General features: G+C 66.7%; 16 protein-coding genes, 2 tRNA genes and 1 pseudogene. 8 read left to right on the forward strand and 11 right to left on the reverse strand.

Features of this window, described 5'->3' with window-relative positions; genetic code table 11:
• Positions 1-3 precede the first annotated feature (3 nt).
• Positions 4-1,194, reverse strand: a complete 1,191-nt coding sequence (locus ACX80X_RS17755) for a trans-sulfuration enzyme family protein (protein WP_459312897.1) — start codon at positions 1,192-1,194, stop codon at positions 4-6.
• A gap of 53 nt (positions 1,195-1,247) precedes the next feature.
• Here ACX80X_RS17755 and tmk point away from each other — a divergent pair, with 53 nt between their 5' ends.
• The 5 genes from tmk (at position 1,248) to ACX80X_RS17780 (ending at position 5,870) form a co-directional block, all read left to right on the forward strand.
• Positions 1,248-1,904, forward strand: a complete 657-nt coding sequence (gene tmk / locus ACX80X_RS17760) for a dTMP kinase (RefSeq protein WP_141139516.1) — start codon at positions 1,248-1,250, stop codon at positions 1,902-1,904.
• Positions 1,901-3,043: a DNA polymerase III subunit delta' gene (locus ACX80X_RS17765; RefSeq protein WP_459312899.1), complete on the forward strand. Its 1,143-nt coding sequence runs from the start codon at positions 1,901-1,903 to the stop codon at positions 3,041-3,043. The genes tmk and ACX80X_RS17765 overlap by 4 nt, the downstream gene beginning before the upstream one ends.
• Before the next feature lie 21 nt (positions 3,044-3,064).
• Complete coding sequence (locus ACX80X_RS17770; protein WP_459312901.1) at positions 3,065-4,630, forward strand: alpha/beta hydrolase; 1,566 nt, start codon at positions 3,065-3,067, stop codon at positions 4,628-4,630.
• A gap of 108 nt (positions 4,631-4,738) precedes the next feature.
• A tRNA-Thr gene (locus ACX80X_RS17775) sits at positions 4,739-4,811 on the forward strand.
• A gap of 159 nt (positions 4,812-4,970) precedes the next feature.
• Complete coding sequence (locus tag ACX80X_RS17780) at positions 4,971-5,870, forward strand: DNA/RNA non-specific endonuclease (RefSeq protein WP_459312903.1); 900 nt, start codon at positions 4,971-4,973, stop codon at positions 5,868-5,870.
• Here ACX80X_RS17780 and ACX80X_RS17785 read toward each other — a convergent pair.
• A complete protein-coding gene (locus ACX80X_RS17785) occupies positions 5,867-6,367 on the reverse strand; it encodes a hypothetical protein (protein WP_459312905.1) in 501 nt (166 codons plus the stop codon). The two genes, ACX80X_RS17780 and ACX80X_RS17785, sit on opposite strands and share 4 nt — an antisense overlap.
• Before the next feature lie 63 nt (positions 6,368-6,430).
• Here ACX80X_RS17785 and ACX80X_RS17790 point away from each other — a divergent pair, with 63 nt between their 5' ends.
• Both ACX80X_RS17790 and ACX80X_RS17795 read left to right on the forward strand, forming a co-directional pair.
• Entirely contained in the window at positions 6,431-7,420 is a 990-nt protein-coding gene (locus ACX80X_RS17790) for a hypothetical protein (protein WP_459312907.1), read from the forward strand.
• Between the two features lie 39 nt (positions 7,421-7,459).
• On the forward strand, positions 7,460-7,645 hold the full coding sequence (locus tag ACX80X_RS17795; protein WP_252610841.1) for a hypothetical protein: 186 nt from the start codon (positions 7,460-7,462) through the stop codon (positions 7,643-7,645).
• 19 nt (positions 7,646-7,664) lie between these two features.
• On the opposite strand, the gene ACX80X_RS17800 is transcribed toward ACX80X_RS17795, so the two are convergent.
• From ACX80X_RS17800 to ACX80X_RS17840, 9 genes and pseudogenes are all read right to left on the reverse strand, one after another.
• Entirely contained in the window at positions 7,665-8,144 is a 480-nt protein-coding gene (locus ACX80X_RS17800) for a hypothetical protein (RefSeq protein WP_252614967.1), read from the reverse strand.
• Between the two features lie 8 nt (positions 8,145-8,152).
• Positions 8,153-8,839 carry a bacterial proteasome activator family protein gene (locus ACX80X_RS17805; RefSeq protein WP_252599728.1) on the reverse strand — a complete coding sequence of 229 codons (687 nt, stop codon included), beginning with the start codon at positions 8,837-8,839 and terminating at the stop codon, positions 8,153-8,155.
• Between the two features lie 82 nt (positions 8,840-8,921).
• Complete coding sequence (locus ACX80X_RS17810; RefSeq protein ID WP_252599729.1) at positions 8,922-9,125, reverse strand: YbdD/YjiX family protein; 204 nt, start codon at positions 9,123-9,125, stop codon at positions 8,922-8,924.
• A complete protein-coding gene (locus ACX80X_RS17815) occupies positions 9,122-11,425 on the reverse strand; it encodes a carbon starvation CstA family protein (RefSeq protein ID WP_252599731.1) in 2,304 nt (767 codons plus the stop codon). The genes ACX80X_RS17810 and ACX80X_RS17815 overlap by 4 nt, the downstream gene beginning before the upstream one ends.
• Positions 11,426-11,625: 200 nt before the next feature.
• On the reverse strand, positions 11,626-11,910 hold the full coding sequence (locus tag ACX80X_RS17820; protein WP_252599732.1) for a DUF1540 domain-containing protein: 285 nt from the start codon (positions 11,908-11,910) through the stop codon (positions 11,626-11,628).
• A 138-nt stretch (positions 11,911-12,048) separates the two neighbouring features.
• Positions 12,049-14,943, reverse strand: a complete 2,895-nt coding sequence (locus tag ACX80X_RS17825) for an FtsX-like permease family protein (protein WP_459312909.1) — start codon at positions 14,941-14,943, stop codon at positions 12,049-12,051.
• Position 14,944: 1 nt separating this feature from the next.
• A pseudogene (locus tag ACX80X_RS17830) lies at positions 14,945-15,682 on the reverse strand (ABC transporter ATP-binding protein).
• Positions 15,679-16,290: a PadR family transcriptional regulator gene (locus ACX80X_RS17835; protein ID WP_252599828.1), complete on the reverse strand. Its 612-nt coding sequence runs from the start codon at positions 16,288-16,290 to the stop codon at positions 15,679-15,681. The pseudogene ACX80X_RS17830 and the gene ACX80X_RS17835 overlap by 4 nt, the downstream one beginning before the upstream one ends.
• Positions 16,291-16,411: 121 nt before the next feature.
• Complete coding sequence (locus tag ACX80X_RS17840; protein ID WP_141139438.1) at positions 16,412-17,395, reverse strand: NAD(P)H-quinone oxidoreductase; 984 nt, start codon at positions 17,393-17,395, stop codon at positions 16,412-16,414.
• Positions 17,396-17,504: 109 nt separating this feature from the next.
• Here ACX80X_RS17840 and ACX80X_RS17845 point away from each other — a divergent pair.
• Positions 17,505-17,592: transfer RNA gene (locus ACX80X_RS17845), tRNA-Ser, on the forward strand.
• Positions 17,593-17,794: the final 202 nt, after the last annotated feature.

A 17,794-nucleotide genomic window follows, 5' to 3' on the forward strand; every position in this document is an offset into this window, starting at 1 on the left:
AGCCTAGCGGCCCAGCGAGTCGAGCGCCTGCTTCAAATCGGCCCAGAGGTCCTCAATATTTTCAATGCCGACGCTCAGCCGCACCAGGTTGTCCGGGACACTCAGCGGCTCAGCGGCGTGCCGGCGGCGCCGTTCGATCAGCGATTCCACCCCGCCCAGGGAGGTGGCTGGCAGCCACAGCTGCAGCGCGCGGACCAGTTTGTCCGCGGCGTCTGCTCCGCTCAGGCCGGCAACCGGCGCGATCTGCACGCACACAATCGAACCGAAGCCCGACATCTGGGTCTTGGCCCGTTCATGGCCGGGATCCGTGGGGAGGCCGGGGAACCGGATGCTATCGATCAGGGGGTGTGTGCTCAGGCGTTCCGCCAGGACCGCGGCAGAAGCCTGCGACCGTTCCACACGCAGCGCAAGGGTCCGGAGCCCGCGCAGCGCCAGCCATGCCTCGAACGGCCCGGCAATACCGCCATGAATGATGCGGTGGTGCAGCAGCGCTGCCCGGATGTCCGGGTTGGACGTCACCAAGGCGCCGAGGACGACGTCGGAATGTCCGGCCAGGTATTTGGTCACCGAGTGAAGAACGACGTCGGAACCCAAGCTCAGTGGCTGCTGGACCAACGGCGTGGAGAACGTATTGTCCGTCACCACAATGGCGCCCACCCGGTGGGCCGCCGCGGTGAGCTCGCGGATATCGGCGATGCCCAGCATCGGATTGGTGGGGCTCTCAAGCCACAGCATCCTGGCCGCTTTCGCGTCCGGCCCCTGCGGCGCGATCTGTGCTTTGACTGCGTCAGTGTCCGTGATGTCCACAGTCCGCAGTTCCAGGAAGCCCTTCTGCGCCAACTCCGTGGCCATCACGAGCGAACCCGCATAGCTGTGCGACGGCATCACCAGGACGCCGCCGGCGGGCAGCAGGGACAGTGCCGAGCTGACGGCCGCGAGTCCGGACGCGTAGAGCAGGCCGGGCAGTTCAGATCCTTCAAGCAGGCCCAGGGCCTCCTCAAAGGGATCCCAGGTGGGGTTGGAATAGCGCCCGTAGCCCCGGTCCCCGTCGCCCAGAGCTCCCGTGCCGAAGTACGTCGAGGACAGCACGATGGGCGGGTTGACGGGCTCGTCCCGCTTACGCGCCGGCCGGCCGGCGGCAACCACCACGGTTTCGGCCGACAGGGACGCTGCATACTGTTCCGAGAGACTCATGGAGAAAGCGTACTTGGACGTGCGGCGGCTCCCGAAGTCGGTAGTCTAGACCAGTGACCACCAACAGCCCTGGACTTTTCATCGCCTTCGAGGGCGGCGACGGCGCCGGCAAGTCCACCCAGGCGGCCCGTCTTGCCGAGGCTCTGGAAACACGTGGCCTGACGGTCCTGCGGACCCGCGAACCCGGCGGGACGCCCATTGGCGAAAAACTGCGTTCCCTGGTCCTGGACCACGGCCATGGCCACATCGACGCCCACACCGAGGCACTCATCTTTGCTGCCTCCCGCGCGGCCCATGCCAGCCAGGTGATCCGCCCGGCACTGGAACGCGGCGAGGTTGTCCTGACGGACCGCTACATTGATTCGTCCGTGGCGTACCAGGGGGCCGGACGCGATCTGGGTGCCGACGCCGTGCGTACCCTCAACGAATGGGCGACGTCCGGGCTGCAGCCCGACCTCACGGTGTTGCTGGACGTGGACCCAGCTGACGGCCGCCGCCGCCGCACAGCCGGCGATGCCGCCGAAGACCGCCTTGAGTCAGAGGCCGATGAGTTCCATTCAACAATCCGCGGGGCGTTCCTCGAACTGGCCTCCAGCCGGCCGGATACGTATCTGGTCCTGCCGGCGGATCTGCCCGTCAACGAACTGGCCGCGCGGATCCTCACTCGCGTTGATGCCTTGCTCGCGTCTGCAGGCCGGGGCGCCGCATGACTGTCTGGGACGACCTTCAGGGCCAGCCCGCCGTCGTCGAACAGCTCCGCCTTGCCTCGCGGGGCGAAGGACTGACCCATGCCTGGCTGTTCACGGGCCCGCCCGGATCCGGGCGTTCCAACGCCGCGAAGGCCTTCGCGGCGGCCCTCAACTGCGATCAGGACGACGTGGCCAGGCGCGGCTGCGGGGAGTGTCCAGCCTGCCTGACCATCCTCGGCGAGACCCATTCGGACGTGACGTACGTCCGGACCGAGAAGGTCACCATCACCATCGATGAAGCCCGCGACCTGGTATCCAAGGCGGGCAACCGGCCGTCGTCCGGGCGCTGGCGGATCATTGTGGTGGAAGACGCCGACCGCATGGCCGAGCGGACCACCAATGTGCTGCTGAAGGCCATCGAGGAGCCCACGCCGCGGACCATCTGGATGCTGTGCGCACCGTCGCCCGCTGACGTCCTGGTGACCATCCGTTCGCGCTGCAGGGCCGTGGCCCTGCGGCTGCCGCCGGCCGCCGACGTCGCCGCTTTGCTCGTCAAGCGCGACGGCGTGGACCCGGCACTCGCCGACCGCGCTGCCCGCGCGGCGCAAAGCCATGTGGGGATCGCCCGCCGGCTGGCGCGGGACCCCGAGGCGAGGGAACGCCGGTTGGAAACGGTGAGGTTCCCCCTGGGTCTGCGCGGCGTGACCGCAGCGGTGATGATGGCGGACAAGCTGGTGAAGATCGCCACCGCCGAAGCCAACAGTTCCAATGAAGAGCGCGACGCCGCCGAGAAGGCTGCGCTGCTGGCCACCCTGGGTGCCCCGGAGTCAGGGACGCTCCCGCCGACCATGCGCAGCCAGGTCAGGCAGCTTGAAGACGACCAGAAACGACGGGCCAAGCGATCCATCACGGACTCGCTGGACCGGACGCTGACTGACCTCCTGTCGTTCTACCGGGATGTGCTGATCATCCAGCTCGGGAACGCCGTGGAGCTGGTAAACGTTGAGCTCAGGGGTGAGCTGGAGGAATTCGCCGCCCGGTCTGCGCCGGAGACCACCCTCGCCCGCATGGACGCCATCAACAAAGCCCGCCAACGCATCACCACCACCAACGTTGCACCGCTGTTGACCATTGAGTCCATGGCAGCCAGCCTGATCTAGCAACTACTAGGAGACCGCTCGATGACTGCACGCCCCCTGCCCGCACGCTCCCGATCCCTGGTGATTGGGCTGCAGGCTGCCGGCGCCCTGATCCTGGCCCTGACGCTGGCCTCGTGCGGCCTCTTTGGCGGGGACACCCCGGACGCGGCCCCCGCTACGGCGAAGGCAGACCCTGCTATCGTGGCGTCCGCGCCCGCTGGCTTGGACACCTTCTACGCCCAGGAGGTTGTGTGGGAGCCCTGCGAAAACGGCTTCCAGTGCGCCAAGGTCACCGTGCCGATGGACTACGCGAAGCCGGACGGCGACACGATCCAGATAGCTGGGCTGAGGGCTCCCAGCACGGGCAAGAAAACCGGCAGCCTGCTGGTCAACCCGGGCGGTCCGGGCGGGTCCGGCTACGACTTCGTCAAGGATGCGGCCGGAACGCACTTCTCGCAGTCTGTCCGGGCCAACTATGACCTGGTGGGCTTTGATCCGCGCGGCGTCAAACGCTCCGCCCCTGTTACGTGCCTGACGGACGCCGAACGGGACGCGTCCCGGGCAAAGGTCTACGCGTTGGAGACCGACGCCGGGCTTGCCGCCGCGTTGGCCGATAACAAGGCCATCGCCGCGCAGTGCGCCGCCAAGACGGGTCCGGTACTGGGCCACGTCGACACGGTCAGCGCGGCCAAGGACTTGGACATCCTGCGCGCCGTGGTCAATGACTCGAAGCTCAATTACCTCGGGTACTCCTACGGCACGTTCCTTGGTTCAACCTACGCCTCGCTGTTCCCGGACAACGTGGGCCGCATGGTCCTGGATGGCGCCCTGGATCCGTCCATCAGCAACGAGGAGCTGACCAGCGGCCAGGCCGTGGCGTTCGAAAAAGCCATCAGGGCCTACGTGGCCAGCTGCCAGCAGGAATCCTCGTGCCCGCTCAGCGGGAACGTGGACAGCGGGGTCCAGCAGATCCGCGACCTCATCACCGCCGTCCAGAACACCCCCTGGCAGGCTAAGGACGGCCGCCTGGTGAACGCCACGATGTTCGTCAGCGGCCTCATCACTCCGCTGTACAACGACCAGAGCTGGCCCGCCCTGACCCAGGCCCTCGAAGCTGCACTGAACGGTGACGCCAGCCTGATGCTCCGTCTGGCGGACCTCGGCGCTGACCGCGGCGCCGACGGGAAGTACACGTCCAACTCCACCTTCGCCTTCGGCGCCATCAACTGCCTGGACTACCCCATGGTGTCCGACACTGCCGCCATGCGCGCGGAACAGCAACGGCTTATGCAGGCCTCCCCCACCCTGGGCTACTTCTTCGCCTACGGCGGCACCAACTGCGTGGACTGGCCGTACAAGCACCTGCGGACCCCCGCCCCGGTGGAATACACCGGCGAAGCCCCGATCGTGGTTGTCGGAACCACCGGCGACCCTGCCACCCCCGTGGAGTGGGCCGCATCCCTGCGCAAACAGCTGGGCAACGCCTCCCTGCTGACCTGGCAGGGAGAGGGCCACACCGCCTACGGCCGGGCCAACAGCTGCCTCGAAGACGCCGTGGACAAGTACCTTGTGGACGGAGCGGTTCCCGCCGACAACACCGTCTGCTGAGGACTTCTGCTGAGGTGTTTCGGGCCCCCATTTTGACCCGGGCGCAGGGACTCTATTACAGTTGACTCTTGCATGAACCGCCCGGTTACGCCGGGCGAATTGTGCGGTGCTTCCTTAGCTCAGTCGGTAGAGCGTTTCACTCGTAATGAAAAGGTCATCAGTTCGATTCTGATAGGAAGCTCGGGACAAACCCCGTATTGTCGTTGATTTCGACGATGATACGGGGTTTTTCGCTGGTTAAGCCCTTCGACAGCCCGCCGCATTGAGCTGGGCCGCCGACGGCAACCTGTGGTCCACCGAAATTCATCCCGCCGTCATCTTCCACTGCTAATGTCCGGCCATGGACGAACTATTGCTGGTACCGGGTTCTGCTGCTGCACGTGATCTGTCGAACCGGTCGGGGTACGACGTCGCCTTCCTGGGTGTACAGGTTCCTGTGCCGATTCTGGCCGACACGAAAACGATCCTGCTGCCCTACACCCATTTCTCGGTGCTCATGCGGCTGGACAAGCGTCTGGCCGCCGTCACGGCCCTCGGCATCGACGGGGAGAAGCTGATGGATCTGGACCGATCCGGGATCCAATGGCAGCTGGATCCAAGGTTGGCCGAGGACCAGCAGACCGGTGAGCAGCTCTACGCCCGGAACGACCTTGATAGGGGACACCTGGTCCGGCGCGCCTCAGCCGTCTGGGGTGATACCCGGCAGGAGGCCGCCCAAGCGAATGAGGACACGTTCCACTACACGAACGCCGTGCCCCAGGCTGCGAAGTTCAACCAGAGCCTGGACCTGTGGCTCGGGTTGGAGTCCTACCTGCTGGAGCATGCCGCCGACCACGGCCGGCGGCTGATCGTGTTCACCGGACCCATTTTCGGGGACAATGACCCGGTGTACCGCGGCGTGGACATTCCGCTGCTGTTCTTCAAAGTCGCCGCATTCCTCCAGGACGGGGAGCTTGCGGCCACCGGCTACATCGTGGACCAGACACCACAGCTGGCCGACCTGCCCGATGTGCCCCGCCCGGGCGCCGTGGACGAGGCCCCGCCCCTGGGCCCGTTCCGGACCTTTCAGGTCCCCGTCCGCGATATCGCCGCCGTCACCGGCCTGGATCTGGACCAGCTCGTAGCCGTTGACCGGATGCCCATCGCCGCAGAACTACCCACCGCACGGGTGAAGTCGACGTGGCGGACGCTCGTGTCTCCGGAGGACCTGGACCTGGACTTCGATCTGAACGGAGACTAGTGCCGCGGCCCGACCGTGAGTTCGACCGGCGAAGCTTCCACGGGACCGCCGCACTGGGCCGAGCCGCCAACCCGCTTCCAGTCCAGGTCGGCTTCCTTCTCGGCGAGGACCTCGCCCGTGGCAGACAGCGCTTTAGCGGTCACGTGGTCAGGGGAGCTCATGCTGACGGTGAACCGCCAGGTATCGGCGTCGATCCTTTCAGCGTAGAACGGGGCCATGGTCGGCTGGGCTTCCGGGGTGTGCGGAGCCCTGGCATCCAGCGGTGTTGTCACGACAATACGCGGTGCTGCCGTCCCCGGCTCCGGTCGCAACTCCGTACAAGCGCCATCGGCGCACAGCTGCACGGTATCCACACGCGAGACGTCACCCGCCAGTTCAACCGTGATGGAGTTGACCCACCCGATGGCCGGACAGACGTTCGAGCAGCCGGCAACCGGGATGCAGACTGCCGACATCAGAACGGCCGGCCGGACAAGGAGCCCCCACACTCTTCTCATGCGGCCAGTCTAGGCGGCACACATACCCTTCGGCTCCGGAGCCCGCCCCCTATGATGGCGAGCATGGATGACAAGGCGCTGACGGCTATCGCGTTCGAACTTTACGCCCTGCCTATCGAGGAATTTGTGGCTGCCCGGACCGCCGCGGCCAAGGCAGCCGCCGGTTCCGGGAAGGAGCTCCTGGCTGCCGTCAAGGCCTTGCCAAAACCGTCAGCGGCGGCTTGGGCCGTCAACATGCTGGCCATCCATGAGTCAGGAGTGCTCGCGCAGCTTTCCGAGCTCGGCCAACGGATGCGGTCGGCCCAGGCATCCCTCGACGCCGCCGCCCTCCGGGAACTGGCGCGGGAGCGCCGCACCCTGCTGGCGACCGCCGTCGAGACCGCCCGCGCTGTTGCTGAACGCCAGGGGCGCAGCATCAGCGCCACCATCGCCGCCGACGTCGAGCGGACCCTGCAGGCGATGACCGCCGACGAAGGTGCCACTGCCGCCGTCCAAAGCGGACTGCTGGTCCAGGCGCTGTCCGCCGACGGCGTGGACACGGTTGATCTCGATGGGGCCGTAGCGGTGCCCGGGGCCGTGCCGGCGCCGCTGTCCACCACTACGCAGGGCCGTCCCAAACAGCCACCGGCCACTGTGCCGGAAGAAGAAGAGGAAGAACGGACGATGGCGGAACCTGGCACCAGCAAACCCGCGGACCAGCCGCGCCTCAAGGCTGTCCGGGAGACTCCGCGGCCGGCGTCCCCCTCGGCGCTGGAGAAAGCCAACGCTGCCTTGGGCGAGGCCATGGCAGCCGAAGAGGAGTCCGCCCGGCTGGCCGCGGACCGGCAAAGTCAGCTGGCGGGCACGGAGGCCGAAGTCGCGGGCCTGACCCGCGAAACACGTGAGCTCCGCGACCGGCTCAAAGCCGCGGAGGAGCAGCTGGACAGCGCCAGGAAAAACCTGGGCACGGCGGCCGCCGAGGCCAAGCAGGCGGCCCGGGCAGCCGATAAGGCCAAACGTTCGGCCATGCTCGCGCAGGAGCGGGTGCTACGCCTGGGCAACACGCGGGACTGATGAACGGTTAATGTCAAGCCCCGGTTGCAGACTGGACTTATGGAGAACCAACTTGCACAGGAATTTCTTGTCACGTACTTCGACGCCGATTGCGGCCGGATCAGCAGTGAAAGCTTCGATTCCCTGAAGGACGCCGAGCGTTTCGCCAGCCGGAACTGCGGCACCGAGGAATCGTGGGCCGTTATCGACGCTGTTGCCATAGAGCAGGCCAGGATCGCCGCCTGAGGTCATCCGGAAATACCGCTCAGCCGGAAAGGCTTTCGGGCTGGCCACCCGCGGCGGCATCCTCGGCGAGGCGTCGTTCGGCGTCGGCCACCTGCTCAAACACCGATTCCGCGCGGCGGCGCACCGAAGCCGCCCCCACCGGGATGGGACCGACGGCAAGCCGCAGCATGGCGGCAGCCTCGGCGGTGGTGGCCAGCGAATTGCCTGCCTTCGACAACGACCGGTGTACACCTGCCAAGTCCCCGGGAATGTCCAGACCTTCGCTGGGCGACCGCCGCTGGGCTTCGACGCAAACAACACGGACGCGCTCCATGAGCCCCGCCAGCTCGTTGGCTACTTCCACCAGTTCGGCATAAAGCTGCTCGTCTTCGACACCTTCGAGGACCTGGTGATAGCGGTCCAGGCCCCGGTGGAAGCGATCGTGGGCGCGGCGCCAAAGGCCCTTCCCCAGCTCAGCATCGTCTTTGCGCCCTTGGCGGGCGGCAGTTAAGAATCCCACGCAGGAACCTAGAGGTACTGGCCGGGACCGTGGTCCGGGTCCTCCGGCCGGCCTGACTGCACCGGACCGGAATGCTGGCTGGCGGCGGCCCTCTGCGGCTCGCCGTTCTCCCCGATAACCACGCCAGGGGCGATCATGGTGCCCGGCGGAAGCTGCTTCAGGTGCAGCTGCGCGGCGGCCTGCTCCCGTGCGGCGTGCTGGGCGGCGATGGCCGTCTGGATGCCGTGGAAGAGGCCTTCCAGCCACCCCACCAGCTGCGCCTGGGCGATCCGAAGCTCGGCGTCGGACGGTGTGGTGTTCTCCGGAAAGGGCAGGCTGATCCGTTCCAGTTCTTCAACGAGCTCCGGCGCCAGCCCGTCCTCCAGCTCCTTGATGGAACGTTCGTGGATCTCGGCCAGGCGTTCGCGCGCGGCGTCGTCCAGCGGTGCCGACTTAACCTCTGCCAGGAGCTGCCGGATCATAGTGCCGATCCGCATGACTTTCGCGGGCTCGTCCACGAGGTCCTGCAGGTTGCTGCCCTTGGCCTTGCTCCCGAGTGACGTGCTCGACGCCGCCGGGCCTGTAGTTGCCGGACCTGCAGCGCCTGGGCCGGCTCCAGCCGGGATGGGCACAGCCGGCATGGCCGGTTCGCCGTTGTCGAGGGTCCTGCCCTCAACGGGTACGTCATCAGGCTGAGTGTCTGTCGGATCGCTCATGCGTTCATACTCTCACGAGCCGAGGACGGGCAGTCCAGTTGATGAAGCCGGCCAGCCGGTGAAGGCTGGCCGGCCGTCAGCGTCAGCAGCACCGGCCCTGCGGGTTGGAGTCCTGGCGGTCCGTCCGGTCCCGCCAGAACTCGCGTTCCGTCAGAGGTGGCTCCCCGTGTCCGGCCGCGTGGTGGTGCTCCAGGTACTTGGCGTACGCATCAGCACCGAGCACGCCGCCGAGGAACCGGGCGAAACCCCGGAACCCTGTTGCGACCGCGGCCAGACCGGGGCTCATTTGTGGTGACCTGCCCTTTCGAACCGCAGCTCGGCCGGCAGCTTGTTCCACTCGGCCTGCAGCTCACGTTCCGCGGGTGTGGGGATCAGCCCGGCGGGTGCGAAGACCTTCGACGGCCGGGCCTCGTCCTCGTTGTCAACGTTCGGCAACCCAGCCGAATGGTTGCGGAAGGCCTTGATGGTGGCCACCAAGGCCATGGCGATGACGATGATGCTCAACACCACAAAGATGACGGACAGCCAGCCCTGGATGGCGGTGTTGCGCACCACGGCTTCCATGGCCGCGACGCTCTTGGCTGTGCCGAACTCGGTCTTGCCGTCCGCGAGTGCCTTGCTGAAGGCTGCGTTGTTGGCGAAGTAGCCGACGGCAGGCGTTGACGAGAAGATCTTCTGGTAGCTCGCGGTGATAGTCACCACGGCGGCGAACGCCAGCGGTACGGCCACGATCCAGAGGTACTTGAAACTCCCCCGCTTGGCGACGATGGCCAGGCACACAGACAGCGCGATCGCGGCCAGCAGCTGGTTGGCGATGCCGAACAGCGGGAACAGCGTGTTGATGCCACCCAGCGGATCGGTCACGCCCATGAGCAGCACGGCACCCCAGGCGGCCACCATAACGGCGGTGCACAGCCAGGCTCCCGGCCGCCACGAGTGCTCCTTGAACTTCGGGATGAAGTTGCCGATGGAGTCCTGCAGCATAAAGCGCGCAACGCGTGTACCGGCGTCGACCGCGGTGAGGATAAACAGCGCCTCGAACATAATGGCGAAGTGGTACCAGAACGCCATCAGGGCCGTGCCGCCGATGAACTGCTGCATGATGTGGGCGAGTCCGACGGCGAGCGTGGGCGCGCCGCCGGTCCGGGACACAATGCTTTGCTCCCCGACGTTGGCTGCCGTCTCCGCGAGCATGGCCGGGCTGACGTTGACCCCGGACAGGCCAAGGCCGTTGACCCATGCGGCCGCGGTTTCCACCGTGCCGCCGGTCAGGGCGGCCGGGGCGTTCATGGCAAAGTACAGCCCGCGGTCAATGGAGATGGCCGCGACCAGCGCCATGATGGCCACAAACGACTCCATCAGCATGCCGCCGTAGCCGATGAAGCGGGTCTGGCGTTCCTTCTCGATGAGTTTCGGGGTAGTGCCCGAGGAGATCAGGGCGTGGAAGCCGGATAGGGCCCCGCAGGCAATGGTGACAAACAGGAACGGGAACAGGGCACCGGGGAAGACAGGTCCATTGTCCCTGCTGGCGAACTCGCTGAAGGCCGGGACAGTGATCTCCGGTCGGACCACGATGATGGCCAGTGCCAGCATCACGATCACGCCGATCTTCATAAACGTGGAGAGGTAATCGCGGGGGGCCAGGAGCAGCCAGACCGGAAGGATGGCGGCAATGAAGCCATAGACAATGAGGCCCCAGGCAATGGTCACCTTGTCCAGGGTGAAGAACGCGGAGCCCCATTCGGTCTCCGCCACCAGGCCGCCGCCGATGATCGCGGCCATCAGGAGCACAAAGCCGATCAGGGAGACTTCCATGATCTTGCCCGGCCGGATGTAGCGCAGGTAGACGCCCATAAACAGCGCAATCGGGATGGTCATGCCCACCGAGAACACGCCCCACGGGCTTTCGCCCAGGGCGTTGACGACGACGAGCGCGAGGATCGCCACGATGATCACCATGATGAGCAGCGTGGCGATCAGTGCTGCCGTGCCGCCGATGACGCCCAGTTCTTCGCGGGCCATCTGGCCGAGGGAACGGCCGCCGCGGCGCATGGAGAAGAACATCACCAGGTAGTCCTGGACAGCACCTGCGAGCACAACGCCGATGATGATCCAGATGGTGCCGGGGAGGTAGCCCATCTGGGCCGCGATGATGGGTCCGACCAGCGGGCCGGCACCCGCGATGGCGGCGAAGTGGTGGCCGAACAGCACGTTGCGGTCCGTGCGGACATAGTCCTTGCCGTCAGCCTTGTATTCCGCCGGCGTGGCGCGGCGGTCATCCGGCTTGGTGATGAGGCGTTCGATCACCTTGGAGTAGAAGCGGTAACCGATCAGGTAGGTACAGACCGAGGCAAAAACGAACCAGATCGCATTGACGGTTTCGCCCCGGACGATGGCCAGCATGAACCAGGCGACGCCGCCGAGCAGTGCGATGGCTGCCCACAGGGCGATCTTGGCCGGGGTCCATTTCTTGTCCTCAGCCTCGCGGACGGCCTCATCCACTGCCGTTGGCGGAAGCTTCGGATCGGCGGTCAATGGGCCGCTTCCTTTCGCTGCACGTACCGGTTCGTCAGGCCTGCTGGCCATGTCTCCTCCTTGAGAATTGGTGCTTCAGTGAGTTGCTCAAAGGCACCCTACCAACGCCTCACCAACGAGGACGCGGCATTGTCCCCGCGCCGCGTGTCATTGCGGTGAACGGCAGGCGGGAGTCGCCGAGCGCACAAAAGCCCCCGTTCAAGGTTTCCTGGACGGAGGCCTTCGTGACTAATCCCGAGCGGGAGCCGTTGCTACGCGTGTGCGTAAGTAAGGCAGTCCGCGTTGTCAGCGCCCGGGCCAACATGGACTTCGGGGGCGTTGCACATCAGGTGGTCGTTGTGGATGCACTCGGAGCGCTGGCATGCTCCGACATCTGCCAAGACCTTGGGCAGCCCGCCATGGATGCCCGTGTCGATGAACGTGGCGCAGCTGGCGTGGTCTTTGCTTCCGCCCACCGTGATGGCGTGGGCCGTACAGCCTTCGTGGTCATTAAACGAGCAACGGGTAACACTGCAATCGGCAACATGCGTTGTCATAAGAGGTCCCTCCGTATTTCGGCCGTCCGGGACGGACAGCGTCCTAGGCCCCACGGTAGGCCTGTTGGGCCCAATCAAAAAGACCCAACTGTGTGACCTAATTACGGCGCTCCCCTGCTCAGCTCCCCCCCGTACCGCTCAGGTCCCCACCTCCCGGCGGGACACCGGAAGCCCCGCCCGCGTAAACAGCCAAGCCAAGGCCGCACCGGTGAGCGGCACCGCGATCAGCAGCGCCACGAGCTGGAGCCAGGGAACGACGGCGGTCCGCGCCATCCCGGTTGCGGTCACCAGCAGCACGGCCGGCACTATCCCGGCAACACTTCCCAACACAGTTCCGAGCCCCGCCGTCATCAGCGCCTGCGAACCCGCGAGCGCCTTCCGCAAGCGCGGGGCCGCACCCACCCCGGCAAGGGTGACATGGTCTTTCCGCGAGTCCGCCATGGACAGGCCCGTGGTGATGCCTGCCGCGCTGAGTGTGATCACCGCGCCTAGGCCCACGATGGCCCAGAGGATCAGCGAGGCGTCCCGCTCGGCTCCGGGCTCCACGTACATTGACCCGTAGCGGCCCGCATAGACGCCGGCGAGGGCGGCAGACACCTTGTCCATCTGGGCGGCATCCGGGTAGGCGGTGAGCTGGACCAGCAGCGCGCTGTCATCCAGGCGCATCCCTGCGGCCGCGGCACCCTCCGGGGACACAACGCCGTAATACTGCACGTCGACTTCCGGCTCCAGCACTACCGCAGCCACATCCGTCCGCCCCGTCTCCTGGTACCCCAGGACGGCGCCAGTGGCGGGGTCGCCGGGCGCCGGTTTGCGAACGTCCTCCGCCACCAGGGACGCATGCCCGTCGCGGACGAACACCGGGCTGGTCACCACCATGCCTCCGGCCGCCAGCACGTCGCGGGCTTCCGCCGTGGGAGCCGTTCCGAAGAGCCTTTCCACGTCATCGGCACTTCCGACGATGACGGAGTTGATACGTCCCTGCGTCTCGTAGGGACGCATCGCTCCCCGGCAACGCCAATCCTCCGGATCAAGGACGCGCTGGCCGGCGGTCACAGGGCACGCGTTACCCTCCGGCGTGGCCAGCGAATATTGCAGGCAGCTCGACGTCGGCGTCTGTGCCGGCGACGCGTCGGCCAGTTCGGGCCGCATTTCGCAGTTCCGGGTAGCGGAAGTTCGCACTACCGCGGTCCATTCGACGATGTCCACCGCCCCATCCAATGCGGACGCCACCGCAGCAGGGTCAATCCGCGCCGGATCCGGCATTGTTCCGTCAGCCAGTGGGGGTTGCCACACGGACAGCGGCAGGACAGCCTGGTTCTTCAACGCGGACCAGTAGTGGTTTTGCTGCTCGTTCGCCTGCTGGCTGGCGGCCAGCACCATGCCGGCACTGGCCAGGGTGGCGGCCGCGAGGACTGCGGCAACCGCCGGAACTGTCCTGCTGCGGTTGCGGGACGAGTCACGGGCGGCCATTCGCGCAGCCAGGGGGAGCCGTCCGGCACGCTTGGCCAGGAGGGCCACCAGCTTGCCGGTCAGCAGCACCAGCGATGTGACGCCCAGTACCGCGCCTCCCAGCAGGAACCAGGCAATGACCGGAGTCCTGGAAATGAACACGTCGGGGTCTTCGCTGCTGGCGGCAAACCACGTGCCGGCGGCGAGGGCCGCGGCGGCAACGCCCAGCAGGGCAGCACCCACCACGGTGGACGCCTTGCCGGCCGACGCCGGGGCCCGCCCCGATTTGAGCGCGCCCAGAACGGCCTGGCGCGCCACCTGCCGCGCAGGGGCCAAGGCAGCCAGCAGGCACGCCACGTAGCCCATGACCATCACCAGGACCGTCAACAAAGCGTCCGGATGGAAGCCCGGAAAACGGACCGATCCGTTCAGGCGTGCCACGATCACCACCACGGCGGCGGCTACGAGTCCCACAGCAGCGCCGACCGCCACGCCAAGGCCGCCGAGCCACAGGCCAGCCGCCATCACCACCGAGCGGATAGTGGGGCTTTCGGCCCCCGTCGCGGCGAGCAGGGCCAACTCCCGGACCTGCCCCTTGGCGCCCACGGCGAACGCGGCTCCCGCCAGCAGGCCCACCTCCAGCAATGCGAGGGCGCCCAGGAGCGCCCCGGCCGCGTAGGTGGTGAGGGGCAGCGACGCGCTCGATGAGGTCCCTGCGCCCTCCGGCCCGCGTTCCTCTTGGGACGGCGGATTCAGCACCACAGACCTTGACAGCACCGTGACACCCACGGCGTTGGCCGCCAGGACCCGGCTCCAGGTCACCGGCTCGGAACCCACCAGGTAATACATGGTGGCCTTGATGGCCGACGCGGTCGGCGGCGGACCGGCGGAGGCAGGCGCCGGGGCGCCAACGCTGCCCTGGCCGGACCTGAGGTAGACGATGGAGTTGCTGTCCGAATAGCCCGCATCGCGGAGCGTTCCGACCGCGACAAACGTCCCGGCCGACGTCGCCAGTTCCTCCCCCAGTTCCAGCCCGAACCGCTCCAGCAGCCCCGGCGATACGAGCATCTCGGCATCGGTCCCGGGGGCCCTGCCGTCCAGTAGCGTGTATTTTCCGGCAAATGCCGGGGCCATGGCGTCCACTGCCCGGCCCACCAAACGCACGTGCGCCGCACCCGACTCGGCGGTGAGGTCCAGCGTGGATTCTGTGAGCACGTCGTAGCCGGCTGGAATCGCATCCTGCGGATCAGTAGGCGTGAAGTCGGGGTTAGTGTCCCAGTTGTTCGTGGTGATGTACAGCTCTTCGACCGGGTCCTGGACCATGATCCCGTTGGCCATGGGCATGGGCCGGAACCGCGCCTGGGTGGTACCGAGCTGGTACTGCACGCGTTCGGCCGCGGTCTCCTGCATGCTCTGGACCAACGTGGCCGCCCCGGTCATTCCCGCCACGGGGAGCATGATGAGCAGGATGATCAGAAGGGAACGCCCCTTGTGGCGGCGGATATCGCGCCGCGCCATCCGCACGGCGACGCGGAAAGCCTGCCGGCGCCCGCCAGGCGCCGGTGCGAGGGTGAGTGCCACGTCAGTGGCCGGCCTGCGTCAGGAGCATGGCGGGATCGTGCATGGCAGCTGCCTGGTCCACGATCCGGCCGTCCCGGAGGAACACCACCCGGTCAGCCCACGCGGCATGCCGGGCCTCATGGGTCACCAGCATCACGGCCGCACCGGCATCGGCACGTCCGCGGAGCACCTCCATGACGCCATGGCCGGTGGTGGAATCGAGGGCTCCCGTTGGTTCGTCGGCCAGGATCAGCCTGCGGTTGCCCACGATGGCCCGTGCGATGGCCACCCGCTGCTGCTGTCCGCCGGACATCTGGTCCATAAAGCGGTCCGCGAGTTCCGGGATGCCCACCTGCCGCAGCGCATCGATGGCCTGGCGTTGCGCCTTCCTGGCGGCCGTCCCGTCCAGCTCCAGCGGCAGCGCCACGTTCTCGGCAGCCGTCAGCGTGGGGACAAGGTTGAAGTCCTGGAAGACATAGCCGACGGCGCGGCGGCGCTACCGGGCGAGTTCGTTCAGTCCCAGCCCGCCCAGTGGTGTCGATTCCACAAAGACACCGCCCGACGTCGGCCGGTCAAGTCCCCCGGCCAGTGCCAGGAGGGAGGATTTCCCGGAACCTGACGGACCCATCACCGCGACGAACTCTCCGGCTCTGATACTGAGGTCCACCTCGCGCAACGCGGCGACCGCCGTCGCGCCTTCACCGAACGTCCTGCTGACCTTGGCGAGTTCCAGGACCTGATGCGGCCCCTGGACGCTCACCGGCGGCTATCCGCGATGAGCGGGGCTGCCTCTTCCACAGTGACCCCGTTGGACGATTTGCGTGGTGTTGCCTGGCCCGCGGTCTGCGCCTGCTGCAGCATCCGCGCCTCGCAAAGGTCCAGCCAGCGGACCTCCGCTTCCGTCTGGAAGATCAGCGAATCCAGCACCAGCAGCCAGGCGGTATCCGCCGCCCGCTGGTTGGCGGCCGTGTCGCGGCGGGCCTTGGTGTAGTCCTGCAGCGCACGGATGGACGCCACCCGCTGGGCCTGGATGATGGCCTGCACATCCACGCCTGGCAGCGTGACCGCGAGCGCCAGTTTGATGGCAAGCTCGTTCCGGGGCGGGTTGTTACGCTCCACGGGGGCGGCAAACCAGTTCCGCACTTCCGCCTTGCCGGCGGCGGTGATGCTGTAGATCACGTGGCCTTCGCCGTCACTGCCGTCATTGCTGACCAGGCCGTCGCGTTCGAGCCTGTCCAGCGTGGTGTACACCTGCCCGATGTTCAGGGACCAGGTGGACCCGGTGCGGTTTTCGAACTCAACCCTGAGCTGGTAGCCGTAACGCGGCTGGTCTTGCAGCAGGGCAAGGAGGCTGTGGCGGATGGACATGGTGCTCCTAGCGGTGGCGTCAGCGTCGGTATGCACGGACCCCCCAAGACCCGTGCATACCGCGTATAGAGTGACGCTAACCCAGTCCGCGGCGCAAAGCAATACTCAGTATCTACCGTGGCTACATGACCAGCAGGATCTTGCCCACATGGTCGCCGCTGTCGAAGTACCGGTGGGCGGCCGCAACCTGGTCCAGCGGGAAGGTCTTGGCCACCAGCGGGCGGATCCGGCCGTCCGTGATGAGGGGCCACACGGATTCGCGCACGGCGTTCATGATGGCGCCCTTTTCCGCCACCGGGCGCGGCCTCAGTGCCGTGGCAACCACTGCCGCGCGCTTCCGCAGGAGCTGGCCAAGATCCAGCTCACCCTTGGCTCCGCCCTGCAGGCCGATGACAACGAGCCGGCCGTAGTCCGCGAGCGCATCAACGTTCTGCGCCAAGTACTTGGCACCCACAACGTCGAGGATCACGTCGGCGCCCTTGCCGCCGTTCTGCCGCCGGAGGCTTTCGGGGAAGTCCTCTTCGGTGTAGTTGATGGCGATGTCCGCGCCCAGGAAAGCCTTCGCGGTCCCCACCTTTTCCGCGCTTCCCGCGGTGGTGGCGACCCTGGCGCCGAAGGCCTTGGCCAGCTGGATGGCCATGGTGCCGATCCCGCCGGTGGCGCCGTGGATCAGGACAGTCTCGCCCGCCTGCAGCTGAGCCGTCATGATCAGGTTGGAGTAGACCGTGGCTGCGACTTCCGGCAGCGACGCAGCGGTGACCACATCAACGCCGTCGGGAATCCGCAACACCTGCTCCGCCGGCACCGCTACCTGCTCCGCGTAGCCTCCGCCGGCCAGCAGCGCCACCACCTTGTCCCCCACGGAGAATGCCTTGGTGACGCCGGGACCGAAACCGGCGATCCGCCCCGAGACTTCCAGCCCCGGGATCTCGGACGCGCCGGGCGGGGGCGGGTAGAAGCCCCTGCGCTGCTGCACGTCCGCCCGGTTCAGGCCGGCGGCGACAACGTCGATCAACACCTCGCCCTGCCCGGGCACCGGCGCGTCCACTTCGCGGACTTCCAGAACCTCCGGACCACCGGGTTCTGCAATGTAGACGGCTTTCATGGAGAACTCCCGTTTTCTAGCTGATTCGTGCCCCAGAACCAGTGTGCACCGGACGCACGGCAGACTCTGTTTTGTTGCAGCCAACTGCCTATGAAACACTACTCGTTAGGGAAGGTTGTCCGAGCGGCCGAAGGAGCTAGTCTTGAAAACTAGTGTGCGGTAACCCCGTACCAAGAGTTCGAATCTCTTACCTTCCGCGAATGGAACCCCGGTACGCCACATGGTGGCGGACCGGGGCTTCTTCGTTTAACCGGCACAGGGTCCGCCGGAGCTAAACCATTGAAACTGTCCGAGCCCGTGTGATGTCTCGAAACATCGGTGACAGTTCTGCCTCAGGACAATGGTGACACTCCATGTCTCCGGACATCGGTGACGGTCCCCTGTCTGCGGCTATTTTCG

The sequence above is a fragment of the Pseudarthrobacter sp. MDT3-1 genome (assembly GCF_054510755.1).